This window comes from Stutzerimonas sp. (assembly GCF_982611455.1).
Window position 1 is genome coordinate 1 of the sequence record NZ_CEXBBO010000023.1, and the last position, 25536, is coordinate 25536.

Consider the following 25536-nt stretch of genomic DNA (forward strand, 5'->3'; position numbering starts at 1 on the left):
CAAGCGGCATGACTCACACCAAAGAGCCTCCGGAGAATGCGGGGCGGTTCAGTTGCCCGTCACCATGCAAACCGCCGAGCGCCTCGCGACGTACAGTGGCGCAGCTGCCCATCAGCTGCGGCGCGGCGAAACCACCAGGAGCGCCAAGATAGGCGCGCACGCCCTGACGAGGCTGGCCAAAAGAAAGACGCTGGCCCTTTCGGATGCTGAAGCTGCGTCCTGGCGCGATGGGCTGATCGTCGAGTGAGGCACCGAGATCAGCACCGCACAGGGCGAGGCAGCCGCCGGCTTCGGCAAGCAGGACGAGATTTCCCAGCGTGATTTCCACCGTGGCAGCCTGCAATGAATTACCCAGCAACCAGTTGGCCCATGCCTGAGACACCCAGTCCGCCGCGCCGCCCTGCGTTACACCCAAGTGACGGACGCCGAAACGGCCGCCGTCCTGGAGGCTGGCGAGCGCACCGCTGCGTTCGATCAGCAGACTCATGGGGTCACCTCGAATGGGCTGTCGTCACCGCCGAGGCGGATGAATTCGGCGCGTTCGATGGGTTGGAAGCGCACCCGATCACCGGGCTGCCAGATGCTGTAACCGTCCAGGTCGCGGTCGAACAGCCGCGTCGGGCTGCGGCCGATAAGGTTCCAGCCGCCGGGCGATGCCAGCGGATAGATAGCCGTCTGGCGGTCGGCTATGCCCAGACTTCCAGCCGGTACCTGCTTGCGTGGTGTCTGTAGACGAGGGCTGGCGAGGATCTCATCGACCAGTCCCATGAAGGCGAAACCCGGCGCGAAACCCAGGGCGAACACGTGATAAGTGCGCACACTGTGCCGCTCGACCACACCGGCGACGCCGAGGCCGCTGCGCTGGCCAAGGGCTTCGAGTTCCGGTCCGACGGACGGGTCGTACCACACCGGGATCTGCAACTCGCGTGCCTCGCTGCTGACCTCAGGCTGCAGTTGGGACATCGCCTCGGCGATACATGCGCGGGCTTGGCGGTCGTCCAGCTGTGCCAGGTCGTAGTGCACCAGCAGCGTGGTGTAGGAGGACACCAAGTCGATCAGGGCCGGACCGAAGGCCTCGCGTAGACGTCTGGCAGCCGCTAGCAGCCAGGGCATATGAGCTTCGTCGATTTCGTCAAACAGGCGCAGCATCAGGCTATCGATGCTGACGACTTCGATTCGCGGGTTCATTCCGCCAGGCCCTGCAGTGCTTGGCGAATGCGCTGCACCGCGGCGATCGAGCCCGCATTGTCGCCGTGCACGCAGAGCGTATCGGCGCGCAGGGTTAGCGCGCTGCCGTCGCTGGCAGTCAGGGCTTCGCCCTTGGCCAGGCTCATGGCCTGTGCAGCGACCGTATCGGCATCCTTATGGACGGCGCCGGGCAGGGCGCGCGAGACCAGCATTCCGGCGGCGTCATAGGCGCGATCGGCGAAGACCTCGAACCACAGTGTCACGCCGAACTCGTCAGCCATGGCCTGGCTGGCGCTGTTATCGCGGGTGGACATCAGCATCAACGGCAGCGATGGAGCGTAGGCGACGATTGCAGTCATCACGGCGCGCAGCAGTTCCGGCTGACGCATCATGTCGTTGTACAGCGCGCCATGCGGTTTGACGTAACGAACCTGAGTGCCCTCGGCGCGGCAGATACCGTCCAGCGCGCCGATTTGGTAGAGCAGCATGTTCTCCACCTCCTTCGGGCTGCAGGCCATGGAGCGACGGCCGAAACCGACCAGATCGGGATACGCCGGGTGTGCGCCGATCTGCACGTCGTGCTGCTTCGCCAGCGCCACCGTACGGCGCATGATCTGCGGGTCCGAGGCATGAAAGCCACAAGCGACGTTGGCGCAATCGATGAAGGGCATGACCTCGGCGTCCATGCCCATGGTCCAGGCGCCGAAGCTTTCACCGATATCGCAATTCAGGAGCAAGGGTTTCATGTGGTCCTCTCTGGCGTCTGACAGGTCCCGGTACGTCGGAACGAGAGCTGTGTACTACGATGATAAATTATCGATGATTTATCAATAAATATTTATCGAGTGCGGCCCGTCAGTCTCTCCGAAGCACATTGCTGTATGCTTGCGGACCCGATTCACCAGGGCGCCAGTCTCGCCGCCGCCCCTCAGTTCATGGTCCACAAGATGGTTGACGCCAAATCCCCCCGTCCGTTGCGATCGCCCATCGTGGCGTCGGCGCATCTCGCCGAGCAGTCGCAGGAATTGTCCGAGCTCGAGTACGGCATCATCATTGCCAGCGCCGCGCTGATGCGCTGGATGGAGCGCTGCATGAAGGCCTCCGGCGCGGTGGAAATGAATGCGCTGGACGTGATGGTGCTGCACAACTTGACCAGCCGTGGTCGCGCCAAGCGACAGGCGGACATCTGCCTGGTGCTGAACATCGAAGACACTCACACCGTGACCTACGCGCTGAAGAAACTCAGTAAGCTCGGACTGGTCGAGGGCGAGAAACAGGGCAAGGAGATGTTCTATCGCACCACTGACAAGGGGCGTGAGCTGTGCCAGGAGTACGCCGACATCCGTCGCGAATGCCTGATCGCTTCCTTCGAAAACCTCAACATCGATCCCGAGGAGATACACCGTCTCGCCGGGATGCTACGTGCCATGTCAGGTCTTTACGATCAGGCGGCGCGCGCCGCGACCTCACTCTGATCGACTTCACGCTTCACGCCGGATAAGCCATAGATGCGCATCGAACCCCGTCCACTACCCGAACTGTTGCCCGATTTGGGCGACTTGCCGCCGCTGCTGACGCGCCTCTACGCCGCGCGTGGCGTGCAATCGGTGGCAGAACTGGACAAGGGGCTTGCTCGGCTGATTCCTTACGCTCAGCTCAAGGGCATCGATGGTGCGGTTGAGCTGCTGGTCGCGGCGCTGGAGAAGCGTCAGCGCATCCTCTTCGTCGGCGATTTCGATGCCGACGGTGCGACCGCCAGCACCGTCGGCGTGCTGGGCTTGCGTCAGCTCGGCGCGGCGCATGTCGATTATCTGGTGCCGAATCGCTTCGAATATGGCTACGGCCTGACGCCGGAAATCGTCGCCGTCGCGCTTGAACGACAGCCGGATTTACTGGTGACCGTGGATAACGGGATATCCAGCGTCGATGGCGTCGCCGCCGCGAAGGCCGCCGGCCTAAAGGTGCTGGTAACCGACCACCATCTGCCGGGGCACGAGCTACCGGCCGCCGATGCCATCGTCAATCCCAACCAGCCTGAGTGCGCCTTCCCCAGCAAATGCATTGCCGGGGTCGGGGTTATTTTCTATGTATTGCTGGCCTTGCGGGCGCGTTTGCGCGAGGCGGGTTGGTTCGCCCGCATGAGTTGGGCCGAACCGAACCTGGCCGAGCTGCTCGATCTGGTGGCGCTGGGCAGCGTCGCCGATGTGGTGCCTCTGGATGCCAACAACCGCATCCTCGTGCATCAAGGTCTTGCGCGGATTCGCGCGGGTAGGGCGCGACCGGGACTGCGGGCAATTCTCGAAGTCGCTGGGCGCGATCATCGACGCATCACCTCTACCGACCTCGGCTTCATCCTTGGCCCACGATTGAACGCGGCGGGACGCCTGGACGACATGGCGCTGGGCATCGAGTGCCTGCTCTGCGAAGACGAAGCGCTGGCGCGCGACATGGCCGTACAGCTCGATCAGCTCAATCAGGATCGCAAGGGCATCGAGCAAGGCATGCAGCGCGAGGCGTTGGCGCAGCTCAAGGATTTACCGCTGGAAGACATGCCATTCGGCCTGTGCCTGTTCGAGCCGGACTGGCATCAGGGCGTCATCGGCATCCTCGCTTCACGACTGAAGGAGCGCTATCACCGCCCAACCATCGCGTTCGCTGACGCAGGCGATGGTTTGCTCAAAGGCTCCGCGCGCTCGGTTCCGGGCTTTCATATCCGCGATGCCCTAGATGCAGTGGCGGCGCGCCATCCCGGCCTGATCAGCAAGTTCGGGGGCCACGCCATGGCGGCCGGCCTGTCGCTACCGGAAGCGAACTTCGGCGCATTCGCCGCAGCTTTCGATGCCGAGGTGCGCCGGCAGCTATGCGAGGACGATCTGACGGGACGCTTGCTTACCGACGGGCAACTGAGCATCGAAGAGTTTCATCTCGAACTGGCCAAGGCGCTGCGCAATGCCGGGCCCTGGGGGCAGCATTTTCCCGAGCCGGTGTTCCATGGCGTGTTCCAGTTGGTGCAGCAGCGTCTGGTCGGTGAAAAACACCTGAAAATGGTGCTCAAGAGCGAATGCGGCTCCCTGACCCTCGACGGCATTGCCTTCAATATCGATCGCGAAATCTGGCCCAATCCCTCCGTGCGCTGGGCGGATCTGGCCTACAAGTTGGACGTCAATGAATTCCGTGGTCGCGAAAGCGTGCAGCTGCTAGTGGCGCATATCGCGGCGCGGTGATCCGGTCGTTTGGGCTCCGGCGCGGTCGCGAACGAAACGGCAACAGATCCTGATGATCGGCTTGCTGAATCAAGCGCCATTTGCCACGGTTTGATTGATTGTTGACCACCTGCAGCGCGCCTAGAGTGTTCGGACTACAAGAACAATCTCCGGAGCCTGCGATGAACGAAACGACCCGGCACCACCGTGCGTGCCACCTGTGTGAGGCCATTTGTGGCTTGACCATCGAAACCCGCGATGAGCAAATCGTTTCGATCAAGGGCGATCCGCAGGACAGTTTCAGTCGCGGTCACATCTGCCCTAAAGCCGTCGCCCTGCAGGATATCCAGAACGACCCGGACCGCCTGCGCCACCCCATGCGCCGCGTCGGCGACGAATGGCAGGCCATCGGGTGGGACGAAGCCTTCGCGCTGGTGGCCGAGCGTCTTGCTGACATCCGCGAGCGCCATGGCAATAACGCGGTGGCGGTTTATCAGGGCAACCCCAGCGTGCATAACTATGGGTTGATGACCCACAGCAACTACTTCCTCGGTCAGCTGAAAACCCGCAACCGCTTTTCTGCGACCTCTGTCGATCAGCTGCCGCATCATCTGACCAGCCTGATGATGTACGGCCACGGCCTGCTGATCCCGATTCCTGATATCGATCACACCGATTTCATGTTGATTCTCGGCGGCAACCCACTGGCCTCCAACGGCAGCATCATGACTGTTCCGGATGTGGAAAAGCGCCTCAAAGCGTTGAAGGCGCGCGGCGGCAAGCTGGTGGTGGTCGACCCGCGCCGTAGCGAAACAGCTGCCATCGCCGATCAACACCTGTTCGTCCGCCCTGGCGAAGACGCCGCACTGCTCTTCGGTCTGCTCAGCACCCTGTTCGACGAGAATCTGACCCGCACCAGTCATCTTCCGGTGGATGGCCTCGACGAACTGCGTGCCGCCGTGGCGCCGTTCACGGCCGAGGCGATGAGCCCGCGCTGCGGCGTGCCGGCCGAGCAGATCCGCCAGCTGGCGCGCGATTTCGCCGCGGCGGACAAAGCGGTCTGCTACGGCCGCATGGGTGTGTCGACCCAGGCGTTCGGTACGCTGTGCCAATGGCTTGTGCAGTCAATCAACTTGGTGACCGGCAACCTGGATCGAGTGGGTGGCGCGCTCTGCACCGAGCCCGCCGTGGACTTGGTAGCCAACACCTCGGGAGGGCACTTCGATCGCTGGCAGAGCCGGGTTTCAGGCCTGCCGGAATACGGCGGCGAGTTGCCGGTGTCGGCGCTGGCCGAAGAGATGCTCACCGAGGGGGAAGGGCAGGTCCGCGCGCTGATCACGGTGGCGGGTAATCCGGCGCTTTCCACACCCAACGGTCGTCAGCTGGAGCAGGCGCTCGACGGGCTGGAGTTCATGCTCAGCGTGGATTTCTATATCAACGAAACCACTCGCTACGCCGACCTGATCCTGCCGCCGACGGCGCCGCTGGAGCACGATCATTACGACACGACTTTCAATCTGTTCGCGGTGCGCAACGTTACCCGCTTCAACGAGGCCGTGCTGGCCAAGCCGGCCGGCGCATTGCACGACTGGGAAATCTTCGTCGGGCTGGCCAAGGCTTTCTCGGCGCGTACCGGTGGCGATCTCAAACCGACCACCGCACCCGAGCAGATGATCGACTTGGGCCTGCGCGCCGGGCCGTACGGTGACAAAAGCGATTTCGAATTGAGCCTCTCCAGGCTTCGGAATCACCCGCATGGCCTTGATCTCGGTGCGCTCAAGCCGAACCTCGCCGGTCGTCTGAAGACAGCCAATCAGCGTATCCAGGCGGCACCGGAGCTGTTTCTCAATGATGTGCAGCGCTTCGCTTCGGCGCCCAGGCCGCAAGCGGATCAGCTGATGTTGATCGGTCGCCGCCATGTGCGCAGTAATAACTCCTGGATGCACAACTACCATCGCCTGGTGAAAGGCAAACCGCGTCATCAGCTGCTGATGAACCCAGCGGATTTGAGTCGGCTTGGTTTGCTCGACGGTCAGCGCGTGCGGGTTCGCTCGCGGGTCGGGATGATCGAAGTGGAGGTCGCCGCCAGCGACGAGATGATGCCTGGCGTGGTCAGCCTGCCGCACGGCTGGGGGCACGCGCGCCCCGGCGTGCAGATGGCCATTGCCAGCAGCCAACCGGGCGCCAGTGCCAACGACCTGACCGATGAGCGACAGCTCGATGCCCTGTCAGGTAATGCCGCGCTCAACGGTGTGCCGGTTCAGGTGGAGGCGGCTTAGTTTTTCGAGGAGCGGGCGAGGGCGGTTGGCGCTTTGGTGGCGGCTTGATTTTTGAAGCGTGGACGGGGATGGCCGCTGCGTTGGTACGGAATTAAAGGCCGCCCCCTCACCCTAGCCCTCTCCCTCTGGGAGAGGGGACTGGACCGAGTTTGGCGCTCGGTCGTCGGGGTTGTTCAGATGGTCGGCTGCGCATGGGTTTGGTTAGGTTGGGAGAGGCCCGCGGACATAAGCCGTGCCTTGGTGATTCTCAAAGATGGCCAACCAGCGGTCCGTGCGGCTTGATGAAGGCGGCTTGGATTTTTGAAAACACGAGAATGGCCGCTGCGTTGGCGAACATGCCCGCTGCGTCGGTACATAACTAACGGATTCCCCCCACCCTAGCCCTTTCCCTCAGGGGGACTGGACCAAATGTGGCAATGCCGTTGAGATTTTTTTCACCGTGAAAGTGCTCCTATGTGCCTATCAACACCAACAGTCATTCTCTTCGCGGAGCAAGCGAACCTCCTCTGTTCACGCAGAAGCGGTGCGAGAAACGCCATTTATGCCTTGCCCGGTATATCAGCGCAGTGAGTTACAACCAGCACGGAACAAGCCCCCTCTCCCTGAGGGAGAGGGCTGGGGTGAGGGGGCGGCACGACTCAGATGCATTTGAAAACGCAGCTGTTGGCCTTTCCCCTCGATACCAGGCCAGCAAGACCGAGCTCCGCGACCCTGCAACACCTCGTCACTGATTCGCCACCCAGCGCCGCCTCGACCGGGCAAACTCGTCGAAACAGTCTGTACTGATGGATGTCCATAAACGCATCCCACGCAGTCGAGGTTTTCATGACACAGCTCTTCCAGCCGTTCACTCTACGCCAGCTAACCCTGCCCAACCGGATCGCCGTCTCCCCCATGTGCCAGTACTCGGCTAAAGCCGGCATGGCCAACGACTGGCATCTGGTGCACTTGGGCAGCCGCGCCGTGGGTGGGGCGGGGCTGGTGATCGTCGAGGCGACGGCTGTGTCGGCCAACGGCCGGATTTCACCGGAAGATCTGGGTATCTGGACCGATGAGCATGTTGAGCCTTTGCGGCGCATTACACGCTTCATCGAAGCCCAGGGCTCGGTCGCCGGCATCCAGTTGGCCCATGCCGGCCGCAAGGCGAGCACCTGGCAACCCTGGCTGGGACGGCACGGCAGCGTACCCATCGCGGCCGGTGGCTGGACGCCGGTCGGCCCGTCGACCATTGCCTTCGACCCGGAGCATGCCGTGCCCACCGCGCTGGACGAAGCGGGAATCTATGACGTCATTCAGGCCTTCGTGCGCGCCGCCGAACGAGCATTGGCGGCGGGCTTCAAGATCGCAGAGGTACACGCTGCGCACGGCTATCTGCTGCATCAATTCCTCTCGCCGCTTTCAAACCAGCGTCAGGATGGCTACGGCGGCTCCTTCGACAACCGCATTCGACTGCTGCTGGAAGTGACTCAGGCGGTGAGAGCCGTATGGCCGGACGAGTTGCCGCTGTTTGTGCGTCTGTCCGCAACCGACTGGGTACACGACGGCTGGAATGCCGAAGAAACCGTCGAGCTGGCGCGGCGGCTGAAAACCCTTGGGGTCGATCTGATCGACGTGTCGTCTGGCGGTACGGCCGCCAATGCCGAGATCCCGGTGGGACCGGGCTATCAGACCCAGTTCGCCGAACAGGTCCGGCGCGAGGCGGGTATCGCCACCGGTACCGTCGGGATGATCACCGAGGCGGTTCAGGCGGAGCACATCCTGCGCACCGGGCAAGCCGATCTGATCCTGTTGGCCCGCGAGCTGCTGCGCGATCCCTACTGGCCGCTGCATGCCGCCGAAGATCTGCGTGACAACGCCGTGCCATGGCCTGCGCAATACCTACGCGCCGCTCATCGAAATACACCGATTCGGCAGATTCCCGACTCGCTCGACTGAACCCACTCCATCCATTCCTTGCAGGAGACAGCTTATGAAAACCAGCGGTTTGCTCGACCAGTTGCTTAAATCCGGACAGGACCTGTTGCAGAAGCAGCAGGGATCGGTTTCGCGCACGGCAAAACCTCAAGGCGGCGGTTCGCTCGGTGACATTCTTTCGGGAGTGGGTGGCCCGCTCGGGGGAATTCTAGGCGGCAGCGGAGGCGGCGGCATCGGGCGTGGCGCGCTGGCGACCGGCGCGCTCGGCATGTTGCTGGGCAGCAAAGGCGGGCGTCGCCTGGGCGGCAAGGCGGTGACTTATGGAGGATTGGCCGCGCTGGGCATGCTGGCTTACAAGGCCTACGGTAATTGGCAGGCGCAGCAGGCACAGCAGGGCGGTACGGCGCAGGCGAACGCGACGCAGGTCGAACCGAAAACAGTTGATCGGCTGCCTCCAGATCAGGTCGAAGAGCACAGTCGCGGCATTCTCAAGGCGCTGGTCGCCGCGGCCAAATCGGACGGTCATGTCGACGATCAGGAACGCAAGATGATCGAGGCCGAGTTGGCGCAACTGACCGATGATCCAGAGTTGAAACGCTGGCTGGAAGCGGAGCTGAACAAACCGTTGGATCCGGTGGAAGTTGCTGCTGCCGCCACGACGCCGGAGATGGCGGCAGAAATGTATTTGGCCAGCGTGCTGATGGTCGACGAAGAACACTTCATGGAGCGCGCCTATCTGGATGAGCTGGCCCGGCAACTCAAGCTCGACGCCCAGTTGAAGGCCGAACTGGAGAGTCAAGTGCGCGGCGTCTCCGCCTGATATCTGTCGGTGCGGCCCGAGCGCTGCCTTGGCTATTTCCGCCCCGTTCGACTTTGCTTGACATTGGCCGCACCGGTGGTCTCGCGTGGGCTGTCAGTCGCGGCCTGCTGCGCTATAATCGCCGGCTTTTCGCAACGTCCGATTGAGAGCTGCCTACCTATGGAAATCAACCCGATCCTCAACAGCATCAAGGACCTGTCCGAACGTACCCTGTCGATTCGGGGGTATCTTTGACTACGATCAAAAGCATGATCGTCTCGTCGAAGTAAACCGCGAACTCGAAGACCCCAACGTCTGGAACAACCCTGAGTACGCACAGAATCTGGGCCGTGAGCGTGCCACCCTGGCATTGATCGTCGAAACCATCGACGATCTCACCTCCAGCCTGGCTGACTCCCGCGACCTGCTCGACATGGCCGTCGAAGAAGACGATCAGAGCGCCGTGGATGACGTAGCCGCCGAGCTGAACCGTCTGCGCGGCATCCTCGAAGGGCTGGAGTTCCGCCGCATGTTCAGCGGCGAGATGGACCCTAACAACGCCTACCTCGACATCCAGGCCGGCTCCGGCGGCACTGAAGCCCAGGATTGGGCCAACATGCTGCTACGCATGTACCTGCGCTGGGCCGACAAGCACGGATTCGACGCGACCATCATGGAGTTGTCCGAAGGCGAAGTGGCCGGCATCAAAGGCGCCACCCTGCACATCAAGGGCGAATACGCGTTCGGCTGGCTGCGCACCGAGATTGGCGTGCACCGCCTGGTGCGCAAGAGCCCGTTCGACTCCGGGAACCGCCGGCATACCTCGTTCACGGCGGTGTTCGTTTCGCCGGAAATCGATGACAACATCGAGATCGAGATCAACCCGGCGGACCTGCGCATCGACACCTATCGCTCCTCCGGTGCCGGTGGTCAGCACGTCAACACCACTGACTCGGCCGTACGTATCACCCACGTGCCGACCAACACCGTGGTGAGCTGCCAGAACGAGCGCTCCCAGCACGCCAACAAGGACACCGCCATGAAAATGCTGCGGGCCAGGTTGTACGAGCAGGAAGTGCAGAAGCGCAACGCGGCGTCCCAAGCGCTGGAAGACACCAAGTCGGATATCGGTTGGGGCCACCAGATCCGCTCCTACGTGCTTGATCAGTCGCGTATCAAAGACCTGCGGACGAGCGTCGAGCGCAGCGACTGCGACAAGGTGCTTGATGGGGATATTGACGAGTACCTCGAAGCCAGCTTGAAACAGGGCCTGTAAGCCACGTCGTGCATGAGCGCGAAATGACGGTAGGGTGGGCTTCAGCCCACCAGAACATGGCTCGGGCGTTGGTGGGCTGAAGCCCACCCTACTGAAAACCGTTCCAAATCAGTTCCAGCCTGCACGGCCATCAGACAACAGCTAGCCAATTCATGGGTCGAGACGACCCACGCGACGGAATAAGTGACCATGAGCGAACAACCGCTGAACCAGCACGCCATCCAAGAGGAAGAAAACAGCCTGATCCTTCAGCGCAAGGAAAAGCTTGCCGCCGAGCGCGCCAAGGGCGACGTCTTCCCCAATGACTTCCGTCGCGACAGCTATTGCAACGACCTGCAGCTGAAATACGCGGACAAGACCAAGGAAGAGCTGGCAGAAGCGGCAATCCCGGTGAAGGTGGCCGGTCGCATCATGCTCAACCGCGGCGCCTTCATGGTGCTGCAGGACATGACCGGACGTATCCAGGTCTACGTCAATCGCAAGACGCTCCCGGCCGAGACGCTGGAAGCCATCAAGCACTGGGACCTGGGCGACATCATCGCGGCCGAAGGCACCTTGGCGCGTTCGGGCAAGGGCGACCTGTATGTCGAGATGACCGATGTTCGCTTGCTGACCAAGTCGCTGCGGCCGCTGCCGGACAAGCACCACGGCCTGACCGACACCGAGCAGCGCTACCGTCAGCGCTACGTCGACCTGATCGTCAACGAGGAAACCCGCCACACCTTCCGGGTGCGTTCGCAGGTAATCGGGCACATCCGCAAGTTCCTCAACGAGCGCGACTTCCTCGAAGTCGAGACGCCGATGCTGCAGACCATTCCGGGCGGTGCGGCGGCCAAGCCGTTCGAGACTCACCACAATGCACTGGACCTGCCGATGTTCCTGCGCATCGCGCCGGAGCTGTACCTCAAGCGTCTGGTAGTCGGCGGCTTCGAAAAGGTCTTCGAGATCAACCGCAACTTCCGTAACGAAGGCGTTTCGACCCGGCACAACCCCGAGTTCACCATGCTCGAGTTCTACCAGGCCTACGCCGATTACGAAGACAACATGGACCTGACCGAGGAGCTGTTCCGCGAGCTGGCGCAGTTGGTCCTCGGCACCACCGACGTCCCTTACGGCGACAAGCTGTTCCACTTCGGCGAGCCGTTTGTGCGGCTTTCGGTGTTCGATTCGATCCTGAAATACAACCCGGACATCAGCGCCGCCGATCTGCAGAACGTCGACACCGCGCGCGCCATCGCTAAAAAGGCCGGCGCCAAGGTGCTCGGCTTCGAAGGCCTGGGCAAGCTGCAGGTGATGATTTTCGAGGAACTGGTCGAGCACAAGCTAGAGCAGCCACACTTCATCACTCGCTATCCGTTCGAAGTCTCGCCGCTGGCGCGTCGCAGCAACGACGATCCGAGTGTCACCGACCGCTTCGAGCTGTTCATCGGTGGTCGCGAGATCGCCAATGCGTATTCAGAGCTTAACGACGCTGAGGATCAGGCCGAACGCTTCCATGCGCAGGTTCGCGACAAGGATGCCGGCGACGACGAAGCCATGCACTTCGACGCCGACTTCGTCCGAGCGCTGGAATACGGCATGCCGCCGACGGCCGGCGAGGGCATTGGTATCGACCGCTTGGTGATGCTGCTGACCAATTCACCATCGATCCGCGACGTGATCCTGTTCCCGCATATGCGTCCCGAGGTTTAACGGTCGGATCATTCTCGGTCGCAGTCGAGTAAGGCATCGGCGCCAAAGCGCTTGCAGATAGGGCGGGTGAAACCCGCCGAATGCCGCCGGCGGGTTGCAACTGCTCTACGTCGGGCCCGTGCGCGGATCGCGGGGATTCGGTGGTGCAAGCTGAACGCGAAGGATTGCCTACCCGTAAAGCGGGTGTAACCCTGCGATTCAGCGCCCAACGATGCGAGTCCGCTACCGGCTTGCATCGGCCCGGTTCGCGAACCGGGCACGGATCGCGAAGGTCCGCTGGTGTATAAGTTGAAGGCTCGGGATCATCACTGACGAGGTACGGATGAACAGCCGTAACAACCTGGATGAATACCAACTCACGGTGCGCGGCCTGTCCGACCGCATCGTGGAGGCACAAACCCCGGTGCGGGTGCTCGATGCGGTGAAGTGGGACGACAATGTCCGTCAGGGCTTTTTCGCTGCTGGGGGGCGTGAGCTTCCGAAGGTCGATCGCGCCTATTACGAAGGTCGGCCGCTGGCGTTCGATTCCAGCGCCAAGAAAGAAGAATTCCAGAACATCGAGCGTGACATCACCCGTCAGCTGGGCCAGTTCAACCCGGTCGGGCAGATCATGCGGCGCATGTGCAAGGAATACCGCATGGTGATCCGCATGCTCGAGGCACGCGGCACCGCGGATTTCGGGCTGATCTCGCAGGAGCTCTACGGCGCCGCCTCGGATGCTTTCCATGCTGGCGATCCTACGCTCGCCGACCTCGGCTTGATGCTCTCCGATTACCTCAACAACATCGCCGACCGTGGCGATCTCAAAGACGAAGCCAAAACCCTCAGTGCGCCGCAAGCGGTGGACATGCTGCAGAAGCGACTCGACCTGGTATTTGGCGAAGGCGAAGGCGTTATCCGTGTCTTCGAGTCCGACGGCATTCTCGCCGATGCGGCCGCCGGTGCCGACTACATCAAGATCCGCAGCGATGCGATGTTCAACGAACGCGACGTGCGGGCGCTGGAGGTCCACGAAGGCCTGGTGCATGTAGGCACAACGCTCAACGGCCAGAATCAGCCAATCTGCACCTTCTTGGCCAAGGGGCCACCGTCGTCCACAGTGACCCAGGAAGGGTTGGCGATTCTGATGGAAGTGATTGCCTTCGCCTCGTACCCGACCCGCTTGCGCAAGCTGACCAACCGCACCCGCGCCATTCACATGGCAGAGGAGGGCGCCGATTTTCTCGATGTGTTCGGCTTCTTTCGCGAGCAGGGCTATTCCAACGACGACAGCTACGGAAATGCCAGTCGGGTCTTCCGCGGTTCGACGCCCGATGGCCTGCCCTTCACCAAGGACCTGTCCTATCTGAAGGGCTTCATCATGATCTACAACTACATCCAACTGGCGGTGCGCAAGGGCAAGCTGGAACAGATCCCGCTGCTGTTCTGCGGCAAAACCACGCTGGAAGATATGCGTACGCTACGCCAGTTGGTGGAGGAGGGCATGGTCGTGCCGCCCAAGTACCTGCCGCAGCAATTTCAGGACCTGAACGCGCTTTCGGCCTGGATGTGCTTTTCCAACTTCCTCAACCACCTGAGTCTTGATCGGATCGAAGCGGATTACGCCAATATCATCTGATCGACACGCACAAAAAAGCCGGAGCATCTGCTCCGGCTTTTTCGTTACAGCTGCGGCATCAGAACAGCGTGTTCGGCAAATAGGTCGCGATCTCCGGAAAGAGCATGATGATGCCCATGCCAATGATATTGACGATCACGAAGGGGATGACCGACCAGTAAATGTCCTTCATGGTAATGCCGGGCGGGACGATGCCTTTGAGGTAGAACAGGTTGAACCCGAAGGGCGGCGTCATGTAGCCGATTTCCATGTTGATTACGAACAGCACGCCGAACCAGATCGGATCGAAGCCCAGCGAGGCGATGATCGGCAGGAACACCGGCAAGGTGATCAGCATGATGCCGACCGGATCGAGCAGCATGCCCATGACGAACACGATGGCCATCATGAAGATGACGATCGCCCAGCGGCCGCCCGGTAGATCCATCATCAGCCCTTCGATCAGCGACTGTGCGCCCATGCCCTGGTACGCCGAGCTGAACGCGTGGGCCGCGAACAGGATCCAGGCGATCATGCCGGTGAGCTTGAAGGTGCGAATCGCCGCTTCCTGCAGGATCGGCCAGTTCAGCTTGCGGTACACGGCGGCGGAAATCAGCGCGCCGAACACGCCCATGGCGGCAGCCTCGGTCGGCGTTGTCAGGCCACCGATGATCGAGCCGAGGACCATCACCACGATGCCGATCGGCAGCAGCACGGCGCGCACTGCCCTGAATTTCTCCGGCCAGGTGCCGCGTTCTTCCTTCGGCAATGCCGGTGCCAGGTGCGGCTGCAGGTAGCTGCGTACCAACACGTAAGTGACCGTCAGCGTGACCAGCAACAGCCCCGGCAGAACGCCTGCGGCGAACATCTTGCCGACCGATTGGCCGCTGATCATCGCGTAGAGAATCATCATGATGCTCGGCGGAATCAAAATGCCCCAGCCGCCGCCGGTGTTGATGCAGCCCAGCACCATACGCTTGTCGTAACCGCGTTCGAGCATCGCTGGCAACGCGATGGTACCCATCGCGACCACCGCTGCGCCGCTGATGCCGACCATGGCGCCGAACACCGCGCAAATGCCCAGCGTGCCGATCGCCAGTCCGCCGCGCATCCCTCCGCACCACAGATGCATCATGCGGTAGAGATCGCGTGCTACGCCTGTTCGTTCGAGCAGCATGGCCATGAACACGAACAGCGGAATGGCCACCAGGGTGAAGCTTTCCATAGTGCCCCACATCTGCGAGGCGACCATGTAGAAGGCATCCACGCCCCAAGTGAAATAAAGAAACACCACCGAAACGCCGCCCAGCACAAAGGCCAGCGGCAGACCGAGCACCAGGAAAAATACCAGGGTCAGGAAGAACAGCAGCGTGGTGACTTCGATGCTCATTGCGCATCCTCCGCGTGCTTGGTGCCGCCGGCCGACTCACGGCCCAGTGCGACGAGAATGTCTTGCAACAGCTTGGCGATACCCTGCAGCAACAGCAGCAAGCTGCCGAGCGGAATCATCGCCTTGATCGGCCAGATTGGCGGGTTCCAGGCCGAGTAGGAGGTCTCCAGGCTCTGGATCGATTCCCAGGCCATGGAGCTGCCGAAATACAGCAGTGCGGCCATGAACAGAAAAAACATGCTCGAGGTAAAGATGTCGATCCAGGCCCGAGTGCGCGGGCCGAACGACGCATACAACAGATCCACGTTGACATGGTCGCGATGCGCCATCACGTAGCCGCCGGACAGCACCACATAAGCACCGAACAGCATCTGCCCGAATTCATTGGTCCAGGAGGTGGGATTCGAGAACAAATAGCGCATGAACACTTCGAACAGCAGTAATCCGAAGATGATAAAGATCAGGTAGGCCACCCAGCGGCCGATGAATTCGTTGAGCCGGGTGATGCCATTGATGTAGGCATGGATCAGGCGCATGACGAGCCCCACGAGCAAGGAATGAGCGAATCATTCGCCCGGCGCGAATGGCCGCGCCGGGCGAGATGAACAAGCGAGGGGGTTAGAGGTAGCCGAGCTCACCGAGGAAGGACTTGAGCTTCTGCAGCGCTTCGGCGGCCTTGTCGCTGCGCTTGCCTTCTTCTTCCCAGGTTTTCTGCGCCACTTCTCGCAGACGCTTCTGCACATCGTCAGGCAACGTGTTGACCTGAACGCCTTGTTCCTTCATGGCTTTGCGCAGAGCGATCTGCTCCTGATACAGATACTCATTGGTGCGGTACCAGAACTGCTCGTCGAGGATTTGTTTGACGATTTCCTGATCGCGTTCGGACAGCTTGTCCAAGGCCTTCTGGCTGATGATGATCACATCGGTGCCGGCAATGTTGAGTGCTGGTCTGACATGCTGTTTCGCAACCTCATAGAGGCTCATGCTCGCCGCGCCTTGCACTGCGCCCCAATGAGCGCCGTCGACCACGCCCGTGTCGAGTGCCGGGTAGAGTTCGCTGCCGGGAAGATAGGCAGTCGAGGCGCCGGCTTCGTCGAGAAACTTTTGCAACGCGCCGGATGAGCGGATCTTCAGCTTGGTGAAGTCTTCCCAGCTATTGATCGGGTTCTTCACCACCATTTCGGTCGGATAGACCTTGTCGGTGGACCAATACACGCCGCTCTTCGCAGCTTCTTCGCGGAGCATGTCCTCGAAGCCCATGTGCTTATGGAAGTAGGCGGCTTCCCAGACATTCTGAAAGGCGAACGGCAGACCAGAGGCGATACCGGCAAGGGTCATCTTGTCCTGGGCGTAGCCGGGAGAGATGGTGCCCATCTGGATGATGCCGCGGCTGACCGCATTGAAGGTCTCCTGTGGCTTGAACAGTGCACCGGACTCGAACAATTGCAATTGCAGCCGTCCTTCGGTGCGTTTTTCTATCTGATCCTTCAGACGTACAAGGCTGTCGTTGTAAGAACTACTGGCGCTCGGCCAGTGGGATTGAACACGCCACTTGGTGACTTCTTGCGCGGCGGCCATTTGCGGTAGAACCGCAGAGACCGCCAGGGCCACCAGGCTGGCCGGAACGAGTAGCTTCTTGAGCATCGATTTCATAACGCGTCCTCTTGTTGTAATTGTCTGGCTGAGGCCATTGTTCTAGCACTTAGATCGTTCTTTGTTTCGCACAGCAGAACTGATTTTTGCAAAGTTATCCGAAAGCTAACACAGCGAGCGGCATTTTCAACCACTAGCAGAACGCTATCTACATCCCTTTCGTCTTTCACGATATGTCGAACCGTCTGGTTCATTTAACGCTATGGCATTTCGATATTGATCTTAGACGGTTCTGTTTGTGGGTCATCATAATTCTGCCTGATGGAACTGGATTTCGAATTGACGCATCGTTTCAGTCATGCCAGCTTCAAAAGGAAGCGGACTCGTCATAAAAAACAATCCAGAGGACACGCTATGCGGCTCGACGTCACAACCATCGGGATGGAGTGGGTGCTCACCTTGGCGCCTCGCTCGAATTCTGCGCAATGAAGAGCCTGGATCCGCTTACGAGCGGTACCCCGACAAACAACCTGCCGATCAGTGGAGGTAAGGACCTGCCGGGCTTTCATCAGGTGCTTGGCTATCGTCAGGTTTCCTGGTCGGAAGGTGAGGCGGTGATCGAACTGGACGTGCAGGCCTGCCACCTGAACATGGCTGGCGTGCTCCACGGCGGCGTACTGACTGCGCTGCTCGATGTGGTACTGGCCGAGGCGGGTACCTACTGTCCCTATCCGGGGCGGGTGCGCAAAGCCATCACGCTGGTACTGAACACCACGTTCACCGGGCAATGCTCGAGCGGTGTTATCCGTGCCATCGGCAAACGGCGCGCCGGAGGCAGTCGAATATTCAACAGCTCTGGCGAGATTCGCGACCAGGACGATCGTCTTCTGGCGATCGGTGAAGCGACCTTCCGCCTGCGCTCAGGCAGCGAACACCCAGAAGGCGTTCCGCTGACTTCCCTGGCGCAGCACAACAACAAGAAGGAAAACGGCGATGTATGAACTGACCGGTAAAGCGCTACAGCTCCATGAACAGCTCACGGCATTCATGGAGGAGCATGTCTATCCCAACGAGCATCTTTTCCACGAGCAGACCGCCACCGCTGAAAATCGCTGGGCACCGCCGCCGATCCTCGAAGAGCTCAAAGCCAAGGCGAGGGCGCAGGGGTTGTGGAATCTGTTCCTTCCCGAGAGTGAGTTCGGCGCAGGGCTGACCAACTTCGAATACGCCCACCTGTGCGAAATCATGGGCCGCTCGCATGGCGCCGCTGAAATCTTCAACTGCTCGGCGCCGGACACCGGAAACATGGAGGTGCTGACGCGCTATGGCACGCCGGAACAGCAAGAACAGTGGCTGAAACCTTTGCTCAATGGGGAGATACGTTCGTGCTTCTCCATGACCGAGCCCGACGTGGCTTCTTCCGATGCCACCAACATTGCCTGCGAGATCCGCCGCGAAGGCGACGAATACGTAATCAATGGGCACAAGTGGTGGTCGTCCGGCGCGATGGCGACCACCTGCAAGATCGCCATCGTCATGGGCAAGACCGATCCGGCCGCGGAGCGCCACCGGCAGCAGTCGATGATCCTCGTGCCGCTGGACACGCCCGGCGTGGAAATCACCCGGGCGCTTCACGTGTTCGGCTACGACCACGCGCCCCATGGCCACGCCGAGATCCACTACAACAATGTTCGCGTCCCGGCCAGCAACATCCTGCTCGGTGAGGGCCGTGGTTTCGAAATCGCCCAGGGTCGTCTCGGCCCAGGCCGCATCCACCATTGCATGCGCACCATCGGTGTGGCCGAGCGGGCGCTACAGGCGATGTGTGAGCGCGTCCATTCCCGCGTGGCGTTCGGCAAGCCGCTGGCCGATTTCGACTCGATCCGCAAGGACATCGCCCGTTCACGCATCGAGATTGAACAGACCCGCCTGTTGACGCTGAAAGCGGCGCGCATGATGGACACCGTCGGCAACAAGGTGGCGCGGCAGGAAATCGCCATGATCAAGGCGGCCGCACCGAGCATGGCGCTGCGGGTATTGGATCGCGCCATTCAGGTTCATGGCGCCAAAGGCGTCTGCCAGGACAGCTTTTTGGCGGCGGCCTGGGCTCATCAAAGGACCCTGCGGCTGGCCGACGGCCCGGACGAGGTGCATCTCGACACCATCGCCAAGCTGGAACTGCAGAACTATTCCAAAAAGCGCTGAGCTTCCGACAAAACCAACAACAAGAAGGATGCAGTCACATGACCAATCCGTTATTCGACCTATCCGGAAAGGTGGCGCTGATCACCGGTTCCACCCGCGGCATCGGCCGTTCCATCGCCGAGGAAATGGCCAAGTGCGGCGCGCGGGTCGTCATCTCCAGCCGTAAGGCCGATGCCTGTGAAACCGTGGCCGCCGAGCTCAATGCCGCCGGTTTCGAGGCCATTGCGGTGCCTTGCCACGTGGGCCGCAAGGAAGACCTGCAGCGTCTGGTCGACACCACGTTGCAAACCTGGGGACGTATCGACGTGCTGGTCTGCAACGCGGCCACTAACCCCGTTTACGGTCCGACCAGCGAGCTGACCGATGACGCTTGGGACAAGATCATGGACACCAACGTCAAGGGCACCTTTTGGCTGTCCAACATGGTCCTGCCGCAGATGGCCGAACGTGGCGAAGGGGCGGTGATCATGCTGTCCAGCATCGCCGGGCTGCGCGGCAACACGGTGATCGGCACCTATGGCGTGTCCAAGGCGGCCGAAGCGGCGCTGGCGCGTAATCTGGCGGCGGAGTGGGGGCCGAAAGGCATCCGCGTGAACGCCATCGCGCCGGGGCTGGTGCGCACCGATTTCGCCAAGGCGCTGATCGACGATCCGGAGCGGGTTCGGCGTGCCGCCGAGAAAACGCCGCTGCGCCGTATCGGCGAGCCGGTGGATATCGCCGGGCTCGCAGTCTTTCTGGCGGCGCCGGCCAGTGCCTATATCACTGGGCAAGTGATCGTCGCCGATGGCGGCGAAACCGCATGCTGAGGGACCGTTGATGAATGAACCTGAGTTGATCGACGTCCTCCCGGCGCATCGTTTCGATGAGGCCGCTCTGACGCGTTACCTGCGCCTGCATCTGCCGCAGTTGGGTGATGACGATCTGATTATCAAGCAATTCCAGGGCGGCCAGTCCAACCCCACCTACCTGCTGGAAACAGCGGGGCGTCGCTATGTGCTGCGCAAGAAACCGCCGGGCAAGGTGCTGCCTTCGGCGCACATGGTCGAACGCGAATACAAGGTGATTCGCGCGCTGTCCGAACACACCGGTGTGCCGGTGCCGCGTGTTCATCTGCTGTGCGAGGACGAAAGCATCATCGGCACGGCCTTCTACTTGATGGATCACATCGAGGGGCGAATCTTCAGTCATCCGGCGCTGAACGAGCTGGCGGTCCAGGATCGTCAAGCGATCCACTTGGCAGCCATCGACACCCTGGCTGACTTGCATCGAGTCGATGTCGAGGCGGTTGGGCTTGGCGATTTCGGTAAGGCCCGGGGCTATTTCGCCCGCCAGGTAAAGCGCTGGTCGGGCCAGTACCAGGCGTCCCGAACCGGCGACATGCCGGCAATGGAGCGGCTGATGCAGTGGCTGCCGGAGCAGGTGCCTGAGCGCGATGAATGTTCGATCGCTCACGGCGACTTCCGGCTCGGCAATCTGATCTTCGAGCCGGGACAGGCGAGGGTGGCGGCGATTCTCGATTGGGAACTGTCCACCCTCGGCCATCCCTTGGCGGATCTCGCTTACTTCTGTTTGCCGTATCACCTTCCGGCCGGGGTAGATGGCTTGCGCGGGCTGATCGGCATCGATCTGCAGGCGCAGGGCATTCCCTCCGAGCAGCAAATTCTGGAGCGTTATTGCCGGCAAAGTGGCCGCGCCGAAGTGGCGGATTGGCATGTCTTCGTGGCGTTTTCACTGTTCCGTCTCGCGGCGATTGTGCAGGGCGTCTATGCACGGGCACTGCAGGGCAATGCCAGCAATGCCGATGCGCTACAGGTTGGCCAGCGCGCCGGCCAGCTCGCTGACGCCGGCTGGCGCATCGCGCAAAGCGGCGGCAGGGGAGAACTGAAATGAGCGGACCATTGCTGCGCCGCGTCCTGCTGACCAACGACGACGGCATCGCCGCGCCGGGGCTGGCATTGCTCGAGCGGATCGCCGCGCAACTGGCCGAAGAGGTCTGGGTGGTGGCGCCCGAGCACGACCAGAGCGGCACCGGCCAGGGCATTTCCGTGCATTCGCCGCTACGGGTGTATCGCCACGGTGAGCGGCGCTTCGCCGTCTCCGGTACGCCGTCCGACTGCGTGATGTTCGCCATGGCCGAGTGGCTGCAGGAATCGCCGCCCGATCTGGTGCTCTCAGGCGTCAACAGCGGGGCCAATATCGGCGACTCGGTTCCTTACTCGGGAACCATCGGCGCGGTACTCAGCGCCGATCTATTGGGATTGCCGGCCATCGGTCTGAGTCAGGCCTTTCTCGATCGCGCGACGATCGACTGGTCCTGTGTCGAAACCTATGCTGAAACCACGATCCGCGCGCTCTGGGCACGTCGCGAAGACGGCGGCTGTTGCTGGAACGTGAACTTCCCCGCCTGCTCGGCCGACGCGGTCAGCCATCTGCGAATGACCCAGCAGTCGCGCGGCTCAATTACCAAGCCGCGCCTGCAGGCCGGCCGGGACGGTCGCGGTCTGCCGTACTGGTGGCTCGGTTTCGAGCATTCCTCGGCGCACATCGTCGCGCCTGAGGCGGACGTCACCGCGCTGCGCGAGAAACGCATCGCCATCACACCTTTGCGCGACACCCGGGGCTGGCTCGAGTGGGGCGAAGAGTGGGCCATGGCCGAACTGGCCCTTTAGCAGGCCGCTGAAAAACTACCTGCGTTGGCAATACTGCGTTAAAAACAGTCTCAGAATGCTCATGTAGAACACCTAAACTCCGCTTCTTCGACTGTTTTTGCCTTGTCTTGCCTGCCTCGCCTACGTTTTTTCAACGGCCCTTTAATAGCGATTCAGGAGCTTTGTAATGTTCACTCGTCATCATGCGGTCTGGCCCGAAGATCTGCCCAAACACCTGACGGTGCCGGAAACCAGCCTGTTCGCCAATCTAGAGATTTCCGCTCGGCGCTTCCCGAACAAGACGGCCATCGTCTATTACGACACCCTGATCAGCTACGCCGAGCTGTTGCGTGAAGTTGAAGCGCTGGCTGGCTACCTGCAGCATTTGGGCGTCACCAAGGGTGATCGTGTCCTGCTGTACATGCAGAATTCACCGCAGTTCACCATTGCTTACTACGCGATCCTGCGCGCGGACGCGGTGGTGATACCGGTCAACCCGATGAACCACAGCGCCGAACTGGAACACTACCTGCACGATACCGGCGCGGCGGTGTGCATTTGCGGCCAGGAATTGACCGGTTTCATCGCACCGCTGGTTGGCGCCGCGCAGCTGCGCCAGGTGATCGTCGCGGCCTATTCGGACTACGTTCGCCAGCCCACTGATCTGGCGCTGCCGGCCGAAGTGCAGGCCGCCGCGACGACGCCGGATTTCGCCGGCGGCATCGGCTGGAGTGAGGCAGTGAGCGCAGGCCATACGCCCGGCCCGCATACGGCCGGCCCGGACGATCTCTGTGTATTTCCCTACAGCTCCGGCACCACCGGCGCGCCCAAGGGCTGCATGCACACCCATCGCTCGGCCATGGCGACAATTGTTCATCGCGGGATCTGGACCAATACCACCAGCGAATCGGTGATTCTCGCGACGCTGCCGTTTTTTCACGTGACCGGCATGCAAGGCGCCATGAGCGGCCCGATCTACAACGGCTGCGTCTCCGTCATCATGACCCGCTGGGACCGCAAGGTGGCGGCTCAGTTGATCGAGCGCCACCAGGTGACCGGCTGGGTCAATATCGCCACGATGGCCATCGATTTCCTCTCCGATCCGGACGTTGAAAGCTACAACCTGTCCAGCTTGGTCAGCGTCGGTGGCGGCGGGGCGGCGATGCCCAAGGCGGTCGAAGAGAAGCTGCATCGGCTCACCGGCCTGCGCTATGTCGAGGGCTACGGGCTGTCCGAAACCATCGCCGCCACTCATATCAATCCGGTGGCGAAACCCAAGGCGCAGTGCCTCGGCATTCCGGTATTCGACGTCGACAGCCGCATCATCGACCTGAACACCCAGGCCGAGCTCGGCCCCAACGAAGTGGGTGAAATTATCAGCCATGGGCCGCAGCTCTTCGTCGGCTACTGGAACCGACCGGAAGAGACCGAACGTGCCTTTATCGAACTGGACGGCAAACGTTTCTTCCGCACCGGGGACATGGGTTACTACGATGAGGAGGGCTATTTCTTTCTCGTCGATCGGGTCAAACGCATGATCAACGCGTCGGGCTTCAAGGTGTGGCCATCTGAAGTGGAAAGCCTGATGTACCGCCATCCGGCGATCCAGGAATGCTGCGTCATCTCGCGCCCAGATCCAAAGCGTGGTGAGACGGTCAAGGCTTGCGTGGTGTTGCGCGCGGGTCAGGCCGGCCAGGTCAGCGAGCAGGACGTCATCGACTGGTGCAAGGCGGAGATGGCGGCCTACAAGGCGCCGGTGTACGTCGAGTTCGTCGCATCGCTGCCGCGTTCGTCCACCGGCAAGCTGATGTGGCGTGCCTTGCAGGAAGAAGAAAACCGTAAACACGCCAGTGCGCAGGAGGCCTGACGGCACGGTCCCGGCTGCGGGTCACTGTCTGGCGCCTTCGAAACCAATGGAGAAGACCTTATGCAAGCTTCAACTTCGACGAATCGGGATGCGGAATGGCAGGTTCGCAAGGACCTCGCCGCGGCCTATCGACTGGTGGCGCACTTCGGCTGGGACGATCTCGTCTTCACTCATCTGTCTGCACGTGTGCCGGGGCCCGAACACCATTTTCTGATCAATCCGTACGGCCTGCTGTTTCAGGAAATCACCGCCTCGTCGCTGGTGAAGGTCGACCAGGAGGGGCAGATCGTCCAGAGCGGCAGCCTGCACCGGGTCAACCCGGCCGGTTTCACCATTCACAGCGCCATTCACATGGGCCGTGAGGATGCCGGCGCGGTCATGCACCTGCATGCCGCCGACGGCACGGCGGTCTCGGCGCACCGCGATGGCCTGTTGCCGCTGAGCCAGACCGCGATGCTTTGCCTCGATCATCTCTGTTACCACGACTATGAAGGCGTGGCGCTGGACCTGAGCGAACGTGAACGACTGATCCGCGACCTCGGCGACAAGCAGATAATGATTTTGCGCAACCACGGCGTGCTCACCGCGGGCAGCACCGTCGCCGAAGCCTTCACCTACCTCTATTTCCTGATGAAGGCGTGCGAGATCCAGGTGCGTGCCCAGTCCTGCGGCCCGACCCACCTGCCGTCCGACGCCGCCATCGAGACCACCCGCCAGCAATCGGCCGAACTGGGCAAAGCCGCCAAGCTGACTTGGCCAGCGCTGTTGCGCCTGCTGGAAGCCAACGGCCACGTCTACGCAATATAAACGCCTCGGCTGGCGTCATGGCCCGTCTGCCAGTCAACGCAGGCGGGCATCCTTTCGAACAGAACAAAAGCAGAGCGCCCATGAAAATCCTCTTCGTTGCCGCCGACCCCAAGCCCGAGCGCTGGACCAACCTGATTCAACAACACATTCCAGACGCAGAGATTCAGGTTTGGCATCCAGACAGCCCGAGCTACGGCGCGGACTACGCCATCGTCTGGCATCCGCCGGCGGCGCTGTTCGATAAGGAGCCACAGCTCAAGGCCGTCTTCAACCTGGGCGCTGGCGTGGACGCGCTGGTACGAGTGCCGAACTTGCCGCGCGACATTCCGGTGGTGCGCCTGGAAGACGCCGGCATGGCGGTGCAGATGGCCGAATACGTTGCCTATCACCTGATTGGCATTACCCGTGACATGGATGCCTACCGCCAGCAGCAGGCCGCAGGGCAGTGGAAACTGCGCCGACCGATCGAACGCAGCGAGTGGCCGGTTGGCGTGCTCGGGCTCGGTCATATCGGCCAGCGCGTAGCCCGCACCCTCGCCGGGCTGGACTATCCCGTATGCGGCTGGGCGCGCTCCAAGTACGACATCGAGGGCGTGCGCAGCTTCGCCGGCGCCGCCGAATTGGACGGCTTTCTCGGTGAAATCCGCGTGCTGATCAATACGCTGCCGCTGACCGACAGTACCCGCGATCTGATCGATTATCCGCTGCTGGCGAAGCTCAGGCCCGATGCGGTGGTGATCAACGTCGGTCGCGGCGAGCATCTGGTGGATCAGGATCTCTGCCGCGCCATCGAAGAAGGCCGCGTGGCCCGCGCCGTGCTCGACGTGTTCCGCGAGGAGCCGCTGCCGACGACGCATCCGTTCTGGAGCATGCCGCAGGTGACCATTACGCCGCACGTATCGGCACGCACCCTGCGCGAAGCGACCATTGCTCAGATCGCCGGCAAGATCGCGGCGCTGGAGCAGGGGCAAGCCATCAGTGGCGTCATCGACATCCAGCGCGGCTACTGAGCCGAGTGGCACGGGCCGCTTCGGTGGGAGGCGCGCCCCGCGGCGAAAGCGGATTGTCTGCCGGCTCA

The 25536-nt window shown here is 61.7% G+C and carries 21 protein-coding genes and 1 pseudogene; 16 read left to right on the forward strand and 6 right to left on the reverse strand.

Going from position 1 to position 25536, the window contains the following annotated elements; genetic code table 11:
- Window positions 1–52 precede the first annotated feature (52 nt).
- From AC2LD7_RS14390 to AC2LD7_RS14400, 3 genes and pseudogenes are all read right to left on the reverse strand, one after another.
- Window positions 53–487, reverse strand: a pseudogene (locus AC2LD7_RS14390) (5-oxoprolinase subunit C family protein); the annotation flags it as partial.
- Window positions 484–1188 (reverse strand): 5-oxoprolinase subunit PxpB, encoded by a 705-nt coding sequence (gene pxpB, locus AC2LD7_RS14395; RefSeq protein WP_484598418.1) that lies wholly within the window; start codon window positions 1186–1188, stop codon window positions 484–486. The pseudogene AC2LD7_RS14390 and the gene pxpB, both read right to left, overlap by 4 nt.
- The gene (locus tag AC2LD7_RS14400; protein WP_484598419.1) at window positions 1185–1934 is read right to left on the reverse strand and encodes a 5-oxoprolinase subunit PxpA; all 750 of its coding nucleotides are present in this window, start codon (window positions 1932–1934) and stop codon (window positions 1185–1187) included. Before AC2LD7_RS14400 ends, pxpB begins: the two co-directional genes overlap by 4 nt.
- Window positions 1935–2135: 201 nt before the next feature.
- Here AC2LD7_RS14400 and AC2LD7_RS14405 point away from each other — a divergent pair, with 201 nt between their 5' ends.
- The 8 genes from AC2LD7_RS14405 (at window position 2136) to AC2LD7_RS14440 (ending at window position 13969) form a co-directional block, all read left to right on the forward strand.
- A complete protein-coding gene (locus AC2LD7_RS14405; protein WP_484598480.1) occupies window positions 2136–2663 on the forward strand; it encodes a winged helix DNA-binding protein in 528 nt (175 codons plus the stop codon).
- 33 nt (window positions 2664–2696) lie between these two features.
- Window positions 2697–4412, forward strand: a complete 1716-nt coding sequence (gene recJ, locus AC2LD7_RS14410) for a single-stranded-DNA-specific exonuclease RecJ (RefSeq protein WP_484598420.1) — start codon at window positions 2697–2699, stop codon at window positions 4410–4412.
- 161 nt (window positions 4413–4573) lie between these two features.
- Window positions 4574–6670 carry a molybdopterin oxidoreductase family protein gene (locus tag AC2LD7_RS14415; protein ID WP_484598421.1) on the forward strand — a complete coding sequence of 699 codons (2097 nt, stop codon included), beginning with the start codon at window positions 4574–4576 and terminating at the stop codon, window positions 6668–6670.
- An 825-nt stretch (window positions 6671–7495) separates the two neighbouring features.
- Window positions 7496–8605, forward strand: a complete 1110-nt coding sequence (locus tag AC2LD7_RS14420) for an NADH:flavin oxidoreductase/NADH oxidase (protein ID WP_484598422.1) — start codon at window positions 7496–7498, stop codon at window positions 8603–8605.
- 34 nt (window positions 8606–8639) lie between these two features.
- Window positions 8640–9404: a tellurite resistance TerB family protein gene (locus AC2LD7_RS14425; RefSeq protein ID WP_484598423.1), complete on the forward strand. Its 765-nt coding sequence runs from the start codon at window positions 8640–8642 to the stop codon at window positions 9402–9404.
- A 159-nt stretch (window positions 9405–9563) separates the two neighbouring features.
- A protein-coding gene (gene prfB, locus AC2LD7_RS14430) for a peptide chain release factor 2 (protein WP_484598424.1) occupies window positions 9564–10659 on the forward strand; the annotation gives its coding sequence in 2 pieces (ribosomal slippage) (window positions 9564–9635 and window positions 9637–10659; 1095 coding nt in all).
- Window positions 10660–10848: 189 nt separating this feature from the next.
- Window positions 10849–12351, forward strand: coding sequence for a lysine--tRNA ligase (lysS, locus tag AC2LD7_RS14435; protein ID WP_484598425.1), 1503 nt, complete (start codon window positions 10849–10851; stop codon window positions 12349–12351).
- A gap of 322 nt (window positions 12352–12673) precedes the next feature.
- Window positions 12674–13969 carry a flavohemoglobin expression-modulating QEGLA motif protein gene (locus AC2LD7_RS14440; RefSeq protein WP_484598426.1) on the forward strand — a complete coding sequence of 432 codons (1296 nt, stop codon included), beginning with the start codon at window positions 12674–12676 and terminating at the stop codon, window positions 13967–13969.
- Between the two features lie 58 nt (window positions 13970–14027).
- On the opposite strand, the gene AC2LD7_RS14445 is transcribed toward AC2LD7_RS14440, so the two are convergent.
- The 3 genes from AC2LD7_RS14445 to dctP form a co-directional block, all read right to left on the reverse strand.
- Window positions 14028–15338, reverse strand: coding sequence for a TRAP transporter large permease (locus AC2LD7_RS14445; RefSeq protein ID WP_484598427.1), 1311 nt, complete (start codon window positions 15336–15338; stop codon window positions 14028–14030).
- The gene (locus tag AC2LD7_RS14450; protein WP_484598428.1) at window positions 15335–15874 is read right to left on the reverse strand and encodes a TRAP transporter small permease subunit; all 540 of its coding nucleotides are present in this window, start codon (window positions 15872–15874) and stop codon (window positions 15335–15337) included. Before AC2LD7_RS14450 ends, AC2LD7_RS14445 begins: the two co-directional genes overlap by 4 nt.
- An 82-nt stretch (window positions 15875–15956) precedes the next feature.
- Entirely contained in the window at window positions 15957–16991 is a 1035-nt protein-coding gene (gene dctP / locus AC2LD7_RS14455; RefSeq protein WP_484598429.1) for a TRAP transporter substrate-binding protein DctP, read from the reverse strand.
- 425 nt (window positions 16992–17416) lie between these two features.
- Here dctP and AC2LD7_RS14460 point away from each other — a divergent pair, with 425 nt between their 5' ends.
- The 8 genes from AC2LD7_RS14460 (at window position 17417) to AC2LD7_RS14495 (ending at window position 25468) form a co-directional block, all read left to right on the forward strand.
- Window positions 17417–17932, forward strand: coding sequence for a PaaI family thioesterase (locus tag AC2LD7_RS14460; protein ID WP_484598430.1), 516 nt, complete (start codon window positions 17417–17419; stop codon window positions 17930–17932).
- Complete coding sequence (locus AC2LD7_RS14465) at window positions 17925–19136, forward strand: acyl-CoA dehydrogenase family protein (RefSeq protein WP_484598431.1); 1212 nt, start codon at window positions 17925–17927, stop codon at window positions 19134–19136. Before AC2LD7_RS14460 ends, AC2LD7_RS14465 begins: the two co-directional genes overlap by 8 nt.
- A 38-nt stretch (window positions 19137–19174) precedes the next feature.
- Window positions 19175–19942, forward strand: coding sequence for an SDR family NAD(P)-dependent oxidoreductase (locus AC2LD7_RS14470; RefSeq protein WP_484598432.1), 768 nt, complete (start codon window positions 19175–19177; stop codon window positions 19940–19942).
- Window positions 19943–19952: 10 nt separating this feature from the next.
- The gene (locus AC2LD7_RS14475) at window positions 19953–21026 is read left to right on the forward strand and encodes a phosphotransferase (RefSeq protein WP_484598433.1); all 1074 of its coding nucleotides are present in this window, start codon (window positions 19953–19955) and stop codon (window positions 21024–21026) included.
- A complete protein-coding gene (gene surE / locus AC2LD7_RS14480; protein WP_484598434.1) occupies window positions 21023–21805 on the forward strand; it encodes a 5'/3'-nucleotidase SurE in 783 nt (260 codons plus the stop codon). The genes AC2LD7_RS14475 and surE overlap by 4 nt, the downstream gene beginning before the upstream one ends.
- Window positions 21806–21971: 166 nt before the next feature.
- Complete coding sequence (locus AC2LD7_RS14485; protein ID WP_484598435.1) at window positions 21972–23651, forward strand: long-chain fatty acid--CoA ligase; 1680 nt, start codon at window positions 21972–21974, stop codon at window positions 23649–23651.
- 60 nt (window positions 23652–23711) lie between these two features.
- On the forward strand, window positions 23712–24458 hold the full coding sequence (locus AC2LD7_RS14490) for a class II aldolase/adducin family protein (RefSeq protein WP_484598436.1): 747 nt from the start codon (window positions 23712–23714) through the stop codon (window positions 24456–24458).
- Between the two features lie 80 nt (window positions 24459–24538).
- A complete protein-coding gene (locus AC2LD7_RS14495) occupies window positions 24539–25468 on the forward strand; it encodes a 2-hydroxyacid dehydrogenase (RefSeq protein WP_484598437.1) in 930 nt (309 codons plus the stop codon).
- The last annotated feature ends 68 nt before the right edge of the window (window positions 25469–25536 follow it).